The organism is Geobacillus sp. C56-T3 (genome assembly GCF_000092445.1).
GTDB classification, from domain to species: Bacteria; Bacillota; Bacilli; order Bacillales; family Anoxybacillaceae; genus Geobacillus; species Geobacillus thermoleovorans.
The window spans coordinates 2,263,473-2,278,520 of sequence record NC_014206.1; the positions used below are offsets into that span (position 1 = coordinate 2,263,473).

The window sequence follows — 15,048 nt, forward strand, 5'->3', positions numbered from 1 at the left end:
CCGAATTTCCTAAAATGTAGTTAGACATTATCTATCGAAGGTTCGTGGTCAGCGATCCAAGGTTCCTATGTAACCAATCCTAAAACCTAAAAGTAAAGAGGGGGAACGTCATGGAAGCGAAACAAACCGTGTTTGTCAATGAGTTCACAAACGGCATCTTAGATCCTCATGGAAACATGCTTGGCCCCGTGCAGGATGGGGGATACATTGTCGCCAATACTACTCCTGGCTGCTGGGGGCCGATGATCACTCCTTGCATCCGCGGTGGCCATGAAGTGACAAAGCCCGTTTTTGTCGAAGGAGCTGAAGTAGGAGACGCCATTGCGATTAAGATCAAATCGATTCGCGTCACCTCTATCGCCACATCCTCAGGAAATGATAAGCCAATGGAAGGTCGGTTTGTCGGCGATCCGTTCGTTGCTGTCAAATGCCCACAGTGCGGAACGATGTACCCGGAAACGAAGATCGAGGGGATCGGCCCGGAAGCCATCCGGTGCGCGAATTGTGGCGCGGACGTGACTCCATTTGTATTTACGAACGGCTATACGATGACGTTTGATCCAAACCGACAAATCGGCGTGACCGTGCATAAAGAAGCGGCAGAACACATCGCTCGACAAGGACGGTACTACATGGCGACACCCGACAACTCCGTCCAAAACCCGATCGTCACGTTTGCGCCCCATGACTTAGTCGGAACGGTGGCCAGACTCCGCCCGTTCCTCGGACAGCTCGGCACCACCCCGGCGCGTCCGTTGCCGGATTCACATAATGCTGGCGACTTTGGCCAATTTCTGATCAACGCCCCACATGAATACGGGATTACGAAAGAACAGCTGGAAGATCGCACGGACGGACATATGGACATTAACCGTGTACGCGAAGGCGCCGCGTTGATCTGCCCTGTGAAAGTGCGGGGCGGAGGCGTTTATCTCGGTGATATGCATGCCATGCAGGGCGACGGGGAAATTGCTGGGCATACGACCGACGTATCTGGCATCGTCACCCTTCAAGTGAAAGTGATCAAAGGGTTGACCATTGACGGACCGATTCTTCTTCCTGTTGCTGAGGACCTCCCCTACTTGGCAAAGCCATTGACAAAAAAAGAAAAAGAGATCGCCCTCGATTTGGCACAATCATGGGGAGTAAACAAATTGGAAGAATCGTTGCCGATTTCCTTTGTCGGGACAGGCGCCAACTTAAACGAGGCAACAGAAAACGGGTTGCAACGGGCAGCAAAAACATTAGGCATCTCTGTCCCTGAGGTGATGAACCGTGCCACGATTACCGGCGCCATCGAAATTGGCCGACATCCTGGGGTCATCACCGTGACCTTCTTGTGCCCCATTCGTTATTTAGACAAGATTAGTTTGACCTCGCTGGTGTACGATCAATATCGCAACGTTTTGGAGTAAAAACATATCGATCATCACCAAAGGCTTCATCCTCTCGCACTTGTCACGCGGGGATGAAGCCGTATGTTTATCAAAATTCAGGCACATACATTCTCTGCAGCGGAAGCAACGCCCTTGCATCGCTGGGCATGTTCTCATACCAATGGACAATCAAGTTGACCAGCTCTTCCAAATCAATCAGTTTCACGGAATTATGTTTGGCGACTGCCTCTGCATGGGAAGTGAAACCGCCTGTTGAGACGAACAGGCAATTGGCATCAATCGGGTTGGCTCCGAGAAGCTGCTGGATTTCCGGAGCCGAGGCGGCGCTTTTGCGATGCTTCACTTGCACCTTAATTATGGGTTTTTCAAAGCCAAACGCGTCCTTATAGGCCAACACATCCACACCGCCGTCAGGGCCTTTCGGGCTCACTTGCACGTTGTACCCCATCGCTTGAAGCAAGCCTGCCACTAAATCTTGCATTTGCCACGGATCAAGCTGATCCACCTTATCTTGGATCATCATCAACGCTTTTCCAACAAGGTCTTCGACGATTTCTTCCGTTTCCCCCTCTTCAGATTCATCCCGAGGTTTTGGGAATGATTGGCTGTTTAAACGCTGCTCGATTTCATCGCCCCATTCGTCCACTCGAAAAACCGTCAGCGTCGAACCTAAACTGTTCTTCGCTCCGTCTGACAACGAATCCCTTGGAACTGTGGCATTTTCCCATTTTACACGGATGATGTTCGGATAATAGGGATGCCCGATGGCAGGATCGTAACGATGCTCTTCTGTCACGGTTCCAACAATGTACTCCCTTTTCTCTTTCGAATATGTGATCACACGATCGCCTTTTTTGATTTCATGGGCAAAACGCCATACTTGATTCACCCAACTCGTTCTCGATTTTGGTTTTGACTCGGCGAACACTTCATCAGCCTTTCGCTGCAACTGTTCCTTCGACTGAAAGTTCTTCGGGTCGCCCAATCTTGCCCAGCCGATCGATGCGATGCCCTTTTCCAGCCAAAGCGGAATCAGTTCATTGCGGTCGCCCGCGCGGATCATCCACCATTTTGACATTCGGGTTCCTCCCTCTAGAAATGTTGATTTATCAAGGCTTTTCGGCCCCTCAGGGGTGTCCAAAAAATATTTTTCGACAAAATCCCTTACATCCTTTTTCAGTTTTGTGGATATCTTACAGACCTAGGGTGCGCTTCGCGGCCACGGCTGGGGATATTTTCCTTCCGTGGGGAGAAGCGTATTCGATGCACCCTTTGGATCTCCGCGTCGCTGATGAGGACGAACCCTCCCATGTCTCCGGGCGTCTTCGCGCCAACATTCCCTCGTTCGGTCTCGTCATCAGGCGGAGGCCGGCCAAGCTCCTTTGGGGACTCAAGGTCGAATGGATAAAATCACGCCAGCTTCTCCGGTGTCATCCTGTTGTCCAACGATTCTTCCGTTCGCAGGGGGAGGCCTTAGGCCGCCCGTTGCACCTGGGACAAGACGTCCTGTTTCATTCGCTCCGCGTCAAAGGCTTGTTTCTTCGTACAAATCGCAAACAGCACATTCAACAGCTTCCGGCATAATGCGACGATGGACTGCTTTCCGGTCAGCGGATTGACGGGGCGGGTCGTGTAATACTCATGCAGCTCGCGAAACGCCTCGTTGTGCCGGATCAGCGGAATCATCGCCCGAAACAGCACCGATCGCAGCCGTTTCCGTCCCCGTTTGGAGATGTGCTTTTGCCCTTTGCGCTGGCCGGAGGAGTTCTCTTTGAGCGTCAGGCCCGCCAACTTCACCAATTGACGCGGGTCCCGATAGTGGGCGAAGCTGCCGATCTCCGCCAGCAGATCGATGATCGTGGCGTCTCCCAACCCGTCGACCGTTTTCAGCCATTGATACTCCATCGTCGTTTGAACCAACGCCTTCAACTCGGCGTCCAACGCGGCGATCTCAGCCTCCAATTGGCGGTATCGGCGGACGAGCGCGGCGATTTCAAACCGGGCCATCGTCGTCCCTTCCGTCACCCCAATCGAGTCCTTCGCGGCGTCGATCAACGCCTGAATTTTGGCCTTCTGCGGGCATTTCAGCCCTTCGCTTTGCCGGTACACCTCGATGAGCTCCTCGGCGGATCGGCTGGCCATATCGGCCGGAAGCGGCGTCCACTCCAGCACCGAAAGCGCCGTTTTCCCCAGGTCGCGAAACACCGTCCAAAACTCCGGAAAATACCGGTCGGTCCAGCGGACGATCGCGTTTTTCACCGCCGTCTGTTCCTTGCGGAGCTTCTCTTTGAGCGTGCTCCCGACGCGCAAATCGGCTTCGATCTCGTGCAGCAGCCGGGGGACGAGGAATCGTCCGTCTTTCGCCAGTCTGGCGATGACCAGGGCGTCTTTGGCGTCATGTTTCGTCGGCAGGTTGTCATCGAGTTCTTTCGACCGGCACACATGCGCCGGGTTGACCATGACCAACGGGATCCCGTGCTCCTCGAGGAAGTAGGCCAGGTTCAACCAGTAGTGCCCGGTCGGCTCCACCGCGACGATCACCTGCGGCTTTCCGAACGCTTGCATCGCCTCCTGAATCGCTTCATACAGCTGGCGAAAGCCCTCTTTCGACTGGAAGATCGGGAACGATTTGCGAAGCACACGCCCCCGGTCATCCACGAAGCAGGCGTAGTGGGTTCGTTTCGCGATATCGATGCCCACGACAAGCGTTTGTTCGGTGACTTGATCAATTTTATAGTTTTGTGTACAATTCATCTGAAGTCCTCCTTGGTATGGTGAGTGATGTGTTTGACACCCCTGCATCATACCAAGAGGGCTTTTTTTGATCAAGTCCCCGGAAAAGCTCCTAACGGGAATGCTCCTTTTTGCAAAAAGAAATCGCTCCGCCTGTGAAGCAACCATTCTTCTAAAAACAGGAGCCGAAACAATGAGCCTATAGCTCACCGCTATAGGCACTACATTTAAGATGTGCCAAAACGAACAAACCGTATAACATAAGCCCATCCATCGGTGTTCTTCACCTAATTACAAACTGTTTAATCGATTTCGTTCAATTTTGATCGTATGATCTTTTCCATCCAATACATCTGCGCGCTTGCTGCCGTAGAGGCGAAGCTTGGGAGAGCCTTTCACCGCTTTTATGGAAAGCCGCGGAGTTCCCCGAACTTGTTGTCTTTGCAGGTCGACACACTCGAGAAACTCATTCCAACGGACGATGGCAATCACTTGATTGGAGTCACTCGGCTGTTTCTGTGCGCAGACAAATGCAAACATGATTTCTTTTTCCTTGCTGTGTTCGAGATAAATCTTGTTAATTTCTGCAATCTCATGATCGCTGAATACAAACGACCAAGTGAAATCTTTGGAGCCGGATGGATTCGTGTTGTATTTCGTGTACATAATATAGCTCGCTTTATTCGTCGTGACTTCATAAATTTGTCGGTTGTCATTTTCCTTTTCAAACAGCGCCGGCGCCAACCCGCCGTTGACCAGCGCGGAAAGAAGTGCTCCATAGTAATAATCCGCTTTACGAATCGTTGCCATCCCGTGACCCCTCCCTTTGTCATAGATAAAAAGATTCAGTTGATTTGATTGTATCAACTTTTGTAAAACGTTGCCGTCGAACTTTGTCGACCGATCAAAAATACAAAAAGAGCGGCGCGGTGCCGCTCCCTTTTCTACATCCGAGGGCGAAGCGATGAAAACACGTAACACTTCCGCTTTGAAGCTCATTTTTTATCAACTCCTATTTCTCTAAGTGTGCAATACACTAGCGCCCTGTTGCTGCTCGGGAATGTGCTCTTGGATGTCTCAAAGATTTTGCATTCAACCGGGTCGATTCATAATGTGATGCTAAGACAAAGCAGAAGCCCAATCGGCCTCTGCTTTGTCCCCACCTTCAACGGCTTAAGGCTCGTAACATAAACCGCTCGACATCATTCTCCGGTCCGATGAATTCCACGTCCGTTCCGATGGCTTGGAAGTGTTTGCGGGCGAAGGCAATTTTCGCTGCTTCACCGGGACGCAGTTCGTCCTCCCATTCCTGTCCTTTCGTCTCGAGGACGAAGTACAGTTTTTCCTCTCCATCCTTTTCGATGACAAGCGCCCAGTCGGGATTGTAGGAGCCGATCGGTGTGTCAATTTTAAACCAACTCGGCAGTTTGACGTACACTTTCACATGCTCATCGTGTTCAAAACGTTTGGCGAACCGCTCTTCCACCTCAGAATCGTAAATGATATGGTCAAACGGCGATTTTTCGCTCGGGATGGCGTTGTCGTTCAAATAGGCGAGCAGCTCTTCATTTTGGAACAGCTCGACCGCGTAATACGCATCATCGCCGATTTTGTAATATTTCACGCCATCTTTCAGCAACAGCCTCATTTGGCGCTGGATGATGTTCGCCACTTCTTCAATAAACTTTTGCGGATTGTTTTTGAAATCATCGAGCCGTTTGCAGCCGGTCAAAATGCGCACGATCGTCTTCCGCGTTAAATTCGTCCGGTTTTGCAGCTCGGTGACAACATCCGGAAGCGTATGGTGCAAGCTCACGTAATCTTCCACTTTTTCGCTGATCGTTTGCGCCTGTACGCCTGTCACATGGTCGATCTCGACCCGTCCTTTTCGGCTGACAATGCGGATTTTCTCAATCGGCCTCATTTCCTGAATGGCGGCGATGCACAGGTCAATGAGCTGTTCGCTGTCAAAATCAACGGAATAGACGGTTTTGTATTTGATTTTATCCCACAGCCGCCTGAACTCCTCTTGATTAAGGACCGCCATATTGACACTGACTTTTTTCTTTTTCGTCCCGTCTTTGACCGGCAATGCTTGCAAATGGCGTTTGATTTCTTTCACAATGGCTGATCGCCAAGGCTGGAATTCATCGCCTAAATGGAGGTCATAGTCTTCAATGGCTTGCTTAAGTTTTTCCGTTGCTTTGCCCTGTTTGTCAATATAGCCGTTTTGTTTTAATTCCTCATACAGCTTCAATGATAAATCATAACCCATTTGCACCGGCTCTTCCGTCGCCTCATCCAAATAGATGAGTTTGGCAAATACATGTTTTTCGATTTTGCCGAACTGGATGCCCGTATCCTCTTCAATCTCTTTTTGCAACGTAGCGACGAATTCTTCATACGACTCATTCGCCATCACCGTCAATATGTTGACATGATCGTCATGCACCCGCTCTCCGTTTTGATCGACAGCCAGCCGCAATCCGCGCCCGATTTCTTGGCGTCTGGATACATACGTGCCGGACGAGTCTTTCAACGTGCAAATTTGGAAGACGTTCGGGTTGTCCCATCCTTCACGGAGCGCGGAATGGGAGAAAATGAAACGGAGCGGCTCATCGAGGCTGAGCAGCCGTTCTTTGTCCCTCATAATGAGATTGTATACATCCGTATCCGCCTCTGTATTCCCTTTCGTATCTTTCAACCGTCCTTTTTTATCTTGAGCAAAATAGCCATTATGCACCTTCTCGATATCTTGGTCAATGCCCGGATCGTCCCAGAGCGGACGGTATTTCGGCTTTTGCATTAAGTTCCGATACTCTTCCTCAAACATCACTGCATATTTTCCTTTGATTGGATTGCCGTCTTGATCATAATCGCGGTAATGGGCGACTTTGTCGATGAAGAACAGACTTAATACTTTAATCCCGCGCGGGCGGAGCCACAATTCTTTATTTAAATGTTCTTCAATCGTTTTGCGGATTTGATACCGCTTGATGGCATCGTCATCGACATCCCCGATCGCGTCGCCCACCCCGAGTCGGTATCCGTTGATTTCAACCGCTTCATTTCCTTCCGTCCAATCGATTTGCACGACGATATAGCCGCGGTACAGTTCGCGCTCCCCCGAAACGTCATACAAGTCATCGCCGTATTTGACCGTTTTCGTCGTTCGCTTCACCTTTCCGCGCGATTCGACATCGAGCTCAAGTTTCGCTTTCCGCTCTTTCACCTCGACAAGTTTGATGTACGGCACATTGAACGACGGCTCAGAGCGGACAGACATGACCTCAATTTTTTTCACAAGCTTTTGATTGTACGCATCGACCGCATCGAGGCGATATATCATATTGTATTTATCCACATGCGTCGCTGAGTAGCGCAGCGTGCAAAGCGGGTTCAGCGACGCGATCGCCTCCTTCGATTTCGGCGTCGTATCGACGCTTTGCGGTTCGTCGATGATGACAATCGGGTTCGTCTGTTGGATAAACTCAATCGGGCGGTACCCATTTAAACGATCGTTTGGCCGATGAATGACGTTCGCCTTGTCCTCCTTTTCCGGATCTTCGAAGCTTTTGCGAAACGCATCGATATTGATGATCATGATTTGAATCGTGGTTGCCGTCGCAAAATTGCGCACTTGGTCAAGCTTTTGCGAATCATAAATAAAGTACTCAACCGGCGTGCGGTCATACAGTTCATCAAAATGGTCGCGGGTGATTTGCAGCGACTTGTACACCCCTTCGCGAATCGCCACGGACGGGACGACGATGACAAATTTCGTAAACCCGTAATGCTTATGGAGCTCATAAATCGTCCGCAAATATACGTACGTCTTCCCCGTCCCTGTTTCCATTTCAATCGTAAAATGCATGCCATCGAGCCGCTCGCTGCGTGGCAGGCCGTTTCTCACCTGGATGTCTTGGACGTTTTTTAAAATTTCCTCAGGAGTCAGGTCGAGACGATTCCCAACGCCTAAGTCCGTTTGAATCATTCCCGCATCAGGACCGTACGACACGGTGAAGTTCGACTGGCTCATCTCTTGTCCTTTGAAAATATGCACCACCGACTCCACCGCGCGCCGTTGGTAGTCCAAATCCGCGTTAAACTTCAGCTTCATCGGTTATACACTCCTAACATCCGTGATGCCGTGCTTTTTCAACGTTTGCAAGGCGTTCGTTTTCACCGCGTCGCTCATAAAGCCGGATTCTTTAAAAATGACTTTTGGCGGCAAATGCTCGGACCGGTAGTTCAACATCTCCTGAACAAGGTCAAGGTCAATCTCATCTTCTAGGCAGACCAACACAGAACCGTAGGCGACGTTGTAAATCGTTTTGCCGCGGCAGTCGATTTCCTCAATCGGCACCGTCAACGGCAACCCGATTTTCAACAAAATCTCATACAACAAGTCTTCTTTCGTCCGATCTTCCTTAATGTTGTTCTGCAAATCGAAAAGCGTTTGTTCGAGGTTGTCAAAGTCCGGATCCCATTCTTTGATATTGGAAGAATCGAGCTTAAACACTTTAAAACCGATATCCAAATCGGTCTTTCCGGTTTCTTGAACGATTTTCTCCCCTGCACGGCGGATGCGTTCCTTGCCGATTTCAGATAAAATAGGTGGTTTACTAATGGATTTTAAGTATTCATAAGTTCTCTTTTGCTGGTCATCGCTTGGATCCAGAAACTCATCTAACTGAACCATAATAAATTTTCTACTACCATCGTCTTGCGCATTTAAAGTCATCACAGCTTCTGCAGTGGCAGCGGATCCAGCAAAAAAATCTAAAACTATCATTTCCTTATCATAATAACCTAATGTATTAATCAAATATTTCACTAAACTTACTGGTTTAGGGTAACTAACCACCCCCTCTTCTCCAAAAAGTAAGAGACATTCTTCATAAGCATCCTCATTTGTCCCAATATTCAGCTTATTATCTAGTAAAGTTGGTGGTCTTTTTACTTTACTTTCTTGGTCAAATTTTAATACATTAAAACCAAATTTACTCGATAGTGATACTGAAGTGCCTAATCTTAACTCTTCATCTAGTTTATTTTGCGTCCACACAAATGGTCCATTGGCTGTAATCTTAGATATAACCAAACCATTTTTAACTATAAAAGGTTCCAAAAAATTTATGGAAGTGCTCCCCTCTCCATATATTCCAGCTTCATAAGTTCCATCTTGTAATGTAGTTTGTACTGAATTAGCGGGAAAAACTAGCACCTTATGACTATTTGTCCTCTTCACTAATGGTTGCCATTTATCAGAATATGCATTTTCTCCAAATAATTCAATGTTTACATCTTTCTTCTTATAAGCAATTACATACTCAGTTATGTTACGGATAGTCTGAGACAAATGACTACCTTTCTTTTTTTTCACCCAAGTAAATTGGGCAATAAGATTATTTTCTCCAAATATCTCATCACAAACTTTTCTTAAGTTGGCAACCTCATTATCATCAATACTTATAAAAATAACCCCATCCTCCCTCAACAAATTCCTTGCCAACTTCAACCGGGGGTACATCATATTCAACCAATCGGTATGATACCGTCCGTTTGTCTCCGTATTCGCTTTGGTCGTTTGCTGCGTGATTTCTTTATAATTTTTGATATTGTCGCGAAAATCGTCTTTGTACACAAAGTCTTTCCCCGTATTATACGGCGGGTCGATGTAGATCATTTTGATTTTGCCAAAATACGATTTTTGCAGCAATTTCAGCACTTCCAAGTTGTCGCCTTCAATATACAAGTTCTCCGTTGTCTCCCAATTTTTGCTTGATGCTTTGTCCGGTCTTAGTGTGCCGGTCGATGGCGTTTGCGCAAGTTTCATCGCTTGTGTTTTGCCGTGCCAGGTGAATTCGTACTTTTCGTTGCGCGTTTCAATCTCTTCGCCGAGAACAAGCTTCAGTTTGTCAAAATCGATTTTTCCCTCCGTGACAACTTCTGGGAATAGCTGCTTTAACGCTTCAATGTTCGTTTTGATGAGATCCAATGATCTTCCGTCCAGTTTTTCCATCATGCTGCTCCTTTCCGTGCAATTGTTGCTTCCATTGTTCGATTTGCTTCGTTAGCTGTTGAATTTTCATATGGTATTCTACTTTTCGATTAAACTGTGTTTCTTTTTTGATTTCGTTTTTCCATTTTGCGATTTCGACTTCCGCCTGTTCGATTTGCGCGACGAGCTGTTTGGATTGTTCATCAGCGGCGATGTAAAAGGCGCCGATCGCTTTGGCGTGCTGGAACGCCTGCACCGCCAGATGGATGTCTTGATAAAACCGAAAAAAGTTGGCGAACGAAAGCCTCGTCATATGGACGGCGCGAAGAAACTGCTTGACTGTCTCGTCAGCATGATCGGGAGAAAACCACGGCGTATACGCCCATTCTTCGGCCACGGTTTTGGTCCGGTCGTTTTTGTTCAGCCGCTTGCGGCATGTCCCCATTCGAACGTTTCCTTCTTTTTCAAACACGATAACGGTTGGGTTGGGCACTGTTTTTTGGATGATCTCCCCGATCACGGAAACGTGCGCATCCTTCGATTCCGGGCGCAGCCGAACGGTGATAAACATAACCCCTTCGTAATGGTAGTCGTCGTTGACGAACGGCTGAATGTTGATGACGCCCGGAGACAACAAATACGTCAGCTCGATCCGCTCGATGTCTTTCGTCATATAGTCCTTTTCTTTTCTCGTCAAGTCCGCATAGTCGTAAAACATTTTTTTGTCAAGCTTTTTATGCAACGGGCGGACGCGCTCGTCCAGCCCTATTGTAGCATAAAACACGGATGCGGCCATGACACTCACCCTTCAATGATCAAATACGAAACGATCTCAAAGTCTTGCAAACTCGTGTTGGCGTTCGTCACGAAGGCGTCCAAGTTTCCAAGGCTGAAGATGTTCAGCATCAATTGCTGGTCCATCTTGCCGACGATCTCTTCCACCGCTTTTTCTAGCAGCGCCTTGTATTGCCCCATGTCTTTTCCGTTTTTCGTCTCTTGATAAAACGCCTTGTACAAGCCCCATTCGACGTCTTTTTTGCCGTTGCAAAGTGAGCGATACAGGTCCAACATTTTCTTGACATGCCCATGATGGTACAACACCGTGCCGTCTTTGCGGACATACACGAAATAATAGGGATGAAGCGCGTTTTGTTCATACGCCGATGCCGTCGGCGCCGTTTGTTTTAGGCAGAAAATGACGCCTGGCTGAATTTCGTCTTTCAGTTTTTCATTTTGATTCGCGGCAATGCTGAACAGTCCAAACGGCGCCCGCTCGAGCTCTTCCTTATGTTCCTTCATGAAATTCAACAAGTCCATTCGGAAGTCGTCGAGTGTAAAATCCGTCAGCGAGATATTTCCGGAAATGTCCTCTAAGTCGATGACTTCATGTTGCAATTTTTCCAGCTGCTTGCGGCGGTATTCCAAGTCGTTCATTTCATTGCTGTTGTCGGCAATGACGTTTTCTTCCCCGGTCGATGAAATATCCAGGATCGTCATTCGGCCTTTGACCCGATTGACGAGCTGAATGTATTCGTCAAGCTCGATCGATGGCCAGAAGTTTACGAGCTGGATTTGTTTGTTTTTGCTGCCGATCCGGTCGATGCGGCCGAACCGCTGGATGATGCGGACCGGGTTCCAATGGATGTCATAGTTGACAAGATAATCGCAGTCTTGCAAGTTCTGTCCTTCGGAAATACAGTCCGTGGCGATGAGGATGTCGATTTCGTCTTTCATTTCCGGCATCACTTTACCCCGCTCTTTCGAGACGGGCGAAAAGTTCATCAACACATGATTGAAATCGACTTTCTTCATCTTCAATGTTGTTTTCGGCCGATCAGCGCCCGTCACGACCGCGCAGTGCAAGCCAAATTGGTTTTGCACCCATTGATGCAAATTCTCGTATAAGTATTTCGCCGTATCGGCAAAAGCGGTGAAAATGAGCAGTTTTTTGTTCTGATCGTTAATCGGGTGCTTGATTTTATGTTCGATCAATCGTTTCAACGCCAACAGCTTCTGATCGCGATCCGGCGTTACGTTCCGCGCCTGGTGAAGCAGCCTCAGCAAAATCTCCCGGTCGTATAACAAATCTTGTTTCCAACGGATCAAATCCATGTCTTTCAAAAAGATTTTGACTTTCGATCCGATCAACGCCTCTTCCAATTCCGGATCTTCCGCGTCGATCCCGTCCATCTCTCCAATTGTCCCGGAACTTCCATCGCAACGGTTGATTTTCTCAACATGTTCGTCGATTTGCTGGATAATGTTTTGCAATGTCAAAGAAAACGAATGAACGCTGCTTTCCAACCGCTTCAGCAAATTCGACTTCATTAAGTAAACAAGGTTGTGCTCGCGGTCGGTTTGCTTAAACACTCTGCCGTTTGCGACCTTTGTGTCGTATTTTTCGCTATAGTCCGCTTTTTTGTTCGGCAAAATGTATTGCATCGGCGAATAGACCGCCATCCGAAGCCGCAAGATGTCGTTATTGATTTTCTCAAGCGGCGGAAACTCATCTTTGCTGTCGATTTTTTCTTTCAGATTGATCGGCTTTAGACGCGTGGGAAACGGCCCGATGGCATCCACATTGTAATATTTTTCGATATGGCGGCGCGAACGGGCGATTGTCAGCGAATCAAGCAAAGCAAAATAATCCCAATCGAGCATATCCAACAGCCGCTCGGTCGTCCGCTCTTCTTCGGGAAGCTGGCTCCATTTGTTAAACTGCGACTGCGCACGGCGGATCGTCTGGCTGATGCTTTTGATGTTCGCTGTTTCCGCCAATGCCTTGTCGTTTCCTTCTGTAATAAAGGCAATTTGATTTTTCAAGTCATCCAACTTGTTGTTGACGGGGGTGGCGGAAAGCATTAATACTTTTGTTTTCACCCCTGCTTTAATGATATCGTTCATCAAGCGGGAATATCTCGTCACCCGGTCATTGCGCGGATCGTTGTTGCGAAAGTTGTGCGACTCGTCGATAACAACTAAATCATAATTTTCCCAGTTCACATGTTCCAAATTAATATCGCCGCTGTAGCCGCGTTCGCGCGATAAATCGGTATGGTTGAGCAAGTCATACGAAAAGCGGTCTGCGGCTAAAATGTTTCGCTTATCATTTAACTCACATTTCGCACCCTAACAAGGTCAAAACAAAGGATTTTTTATTTAGTTTTTCAGAATAACTTTTTGACCAACACAACGAGCGATGGCAATCCTTTTTTTACCATCGCTAGTCGTTCTGTATCATGTTAGACGTAGATGCTCTCATCCATGCCCAATCCCTGCAGAATCCTTCGCTGATCCGGGTTGAGGGAGCGATCCAGTGCGCGTTGGATGCGTCCATCCGGCAGCTGGAACAGGACGACGTTCACATATTGAAACAGCTGAAAAATCGCCTGCCCGGTTGGCCGGGTCAGCTTGCGGCCTCCAGCCCCTTTTAACGGGTGTTCCGGTGTGATGAACTGACGCACCCGGCGCTGAAAAACGCGGTAAATCGCCAAGGCCAAGAGAAATAGATAGCCCAATACGGCAACTCGTTCTGGCTTTTTGACATAAATCTCATCCGTGAAAAACGGATCTTTCAAAAACGCGAAGTTCATTTCCACCGAGATTTGCCCTTTATACAGCTTCAAGATCTCTTGGGCATCCATTTGTTGGCCCTTCCATTCCTTCGGAACGGTCGTGACGAGGACAAACCGGGACGCTTTCCGTCTTGCCTGTTCCCATGCCGGTTGGTCGAATTCGACGTTTAGGCGAAGGGTGTACAGCGTCTCCGTCTCGGGTTCCGCCCCTTTTTTCGGCCGTCCTCGCCGTTTTTTCGGACGCACGATCTCTTCGACCGCGGCCTCCACTCGATGAAACCGAGGGCGAAGGGACGCCTTGAGGGACGTCAAGGCTTGTTCGGCGTCTTCGCGGCAGGAGAAGGGGTGGCGCTCCCAACGGACTTGTTCCTCACGAAGAAGCTCCGCTTCTTTGACCCGCTCTTTTTCGAGCGTCTTTCCTTGGCGCTGGTCGAGCGCGCTCGATTCAACGACGATCAGCCGAACCGGGTGGCCTTCATAGGTCGCGGCCGTTTCCCATACCCGGTACGTGGCGCCGTTTCTCTCCGCCAGGGTAAAGGGTTCGCTCCACGGGATGTGAGGCGAATCGGCCTCCGCGAGCGCCCGTTTCACGATCCGAAGCGACGAAGGGCCTCTGGTGATCAAAAAGGCATGGGCGGCTTTCGTCTGCGCCAAGGTGTCTTTCGTCATGGCAGCGGAATCAGCCACGTAAATCCATTCGTCGTCGATCTTGGCTTGTTTGAACTGTTCGTGGATCCGCGACAGCACCTCAGGATTCCACGCCTTATCCGATAGATTGCCGTCATGCACATCGCCGTAAAACGGGATGCCATCCTCGTTGCCGACCAGCCCGAAGCCGATCTGTTTTTGCCAACGGTGATGGCGGTTGTAGCCATGTGTGATCTGCAAAGCCTCTAATGAGGCCGATTCATACGCTCCGTAAACCGTCTTGTCCGTCGTATCAGCGTGAAAGGCTCGGAGGGAAAGGCCTTCTTTGCGATAAATGTGAATCAAGCAAGTGCTGATGACCTTGTGAATATCGGCCTCATACAAGCGGTCGAGATGACGGGCCAAGGCATCGTCGTTCAACCAGGAAGGCTGGAGACCGGGACGGATGAGTTTCTCTAGATCGATCTCCTGAGCCCATCGTTCTAAGTGAACCAGGGCTTGCCGGCCGTCAAATAGATTGTAAAGGATGGCTTGAACGGCATCGCTGACTCGCGTTTGGCATTGTGGATCGACGGGCACAAGATGGTCAATCAAGTGGGGGATGTCGAGTTTTTTGACTAGAACACTTATTATATTCAAATAACCATTACGATAGACCCCTTTGACTTTCACATTCATGAGAGAAAAACTC

At 48.8% G+C, this 15,048-nt stretch carries 8 protein-coding genes and 1 pseudogene; 1 reads left to right on the plus strand and 8 read right to left on the minus strand.

Annotated features, from left to right (window positions below; translation table 11 throughout):
- Window positions 1–110 precede the first annotated feature (110 nt).
- On the plus strand, window positions 111–1,415 hold the full coding sequence (locus GC56T3_RS11215; protein ID WP_013145629.1) for an acetamidase/formamidase family protein: 1,305 nt from the start codon (window positions 111–113) through the stop codon (window positions 1,413–1,415).
- A 70-nt stretch (window positions 1,416–1,485) separates the two neighbouring features.
- On the opposite strand, the gene GC56T3_RS11220 is transcribed toward GC56T3_RS11215, so the two are convergent.
- From GC56T3_RS11220 to GC56T3_RS11255, 8 genes and pseudogenes are all read right to left on the minus strand, one after another.
- Window positions 1,486–2,475, minus strand: a complete 990-nt coding sequence (locus tag GC56T3_RS11220; protein WP_013145630.1) for a restriction endonuclease — start codon at window positions 2,473–2,475, stop codon at window positions 1,486–1,488.
- Between the two features lie 395 nt (window positions 2,476–2,870).
- The gene (locus GC56T3_RS11225) at window positions 2,871–4,151 is read right to left on the minus strand and encodes an IS110 family transposase (protein WP_041468208.1); all 1,281 of its coding nucleotides are present in this window, start codon (window positions 4,149–4,151) and stop codon (window positions 2,871–2,873) included.
- 270 nt (window positions 4,152–4,421) lie between these two features.
- Complete coding sequence (locus tag GC56T3_RS11230) at window positions 4,422–4,940, minus strand: hypothetical protein (RefSeq protein WP_033021287.1); 519 nt, start codon at window positions 4,938–4,940, stop codon at window positions 4,422–4,424.
- 355 nt (window positions 4,941–5,295) lie between these two features.
- Window positions 5,296–8,250 carry a type III restriction-modification system endonuclease gene (locus GC56T3_RS11235; protein ID WP_013145632.1) on the minus strand — a complete coding sequence of 985 codons (2,955 nt, stop codon included), beginning with the start codon at window positions 8,248–8,250 and terminating at the stop codon, window positions 5,296–5,298.
- A 3-nt stretch (window positions 8,251–8,253) separates the two neighbouring features.
- Window positions 8,254–10,155 carry a site-specific DNA-methyltransferase gene (locus GC56T3_RS11240; RefSeq protein ID WP_013145633.1) on the minus strand — a complete coding sequence of 634 codons (1,902 nt, stop codon included), beginning with the start codon at window positions 10,153–10,155 and terminating at the stop codon, window positions 8,254–8,256.
- Window positions 10,106–10,930, minus strand: a complete 825-nt coding sequence (locus GC56T3_RS11245; RefSeq protein WP_013145634.1) for a DUF4391 domain-containing protein — start codon at window positions 10,928–10,930, stop codon at window positions 10,106–10,108. Before GC56T3_RS11245 ends, GC56T3_RS11240 begins: the two co-directional genes overlap by 50 nt.
- Before the next feature lie 5 nt (window positions 10,931–10,935).
- A pseudogene (locus GC56T3_RS11250) lies at window positions 10,936–13,248 on the minus strand (helicase-related protein); the annotation flags it as partial.
- A 128-nt stretch (window positions 13,249–13,376) separates the two neighbouring features.
- Window positions 13,377–15,035 (minus strand): IS1634 family transposase, encoded by a 1,659-nt coding sequence (locus GC56T3_RS11255; protein WP_041468457.1) that lies wholly within the window; start codon window positions 15,033–15,035, stop codon window positions 13,377–13,379.
- Window positions 15,036–15,048 lie beyond the last annotated feature (13 nt).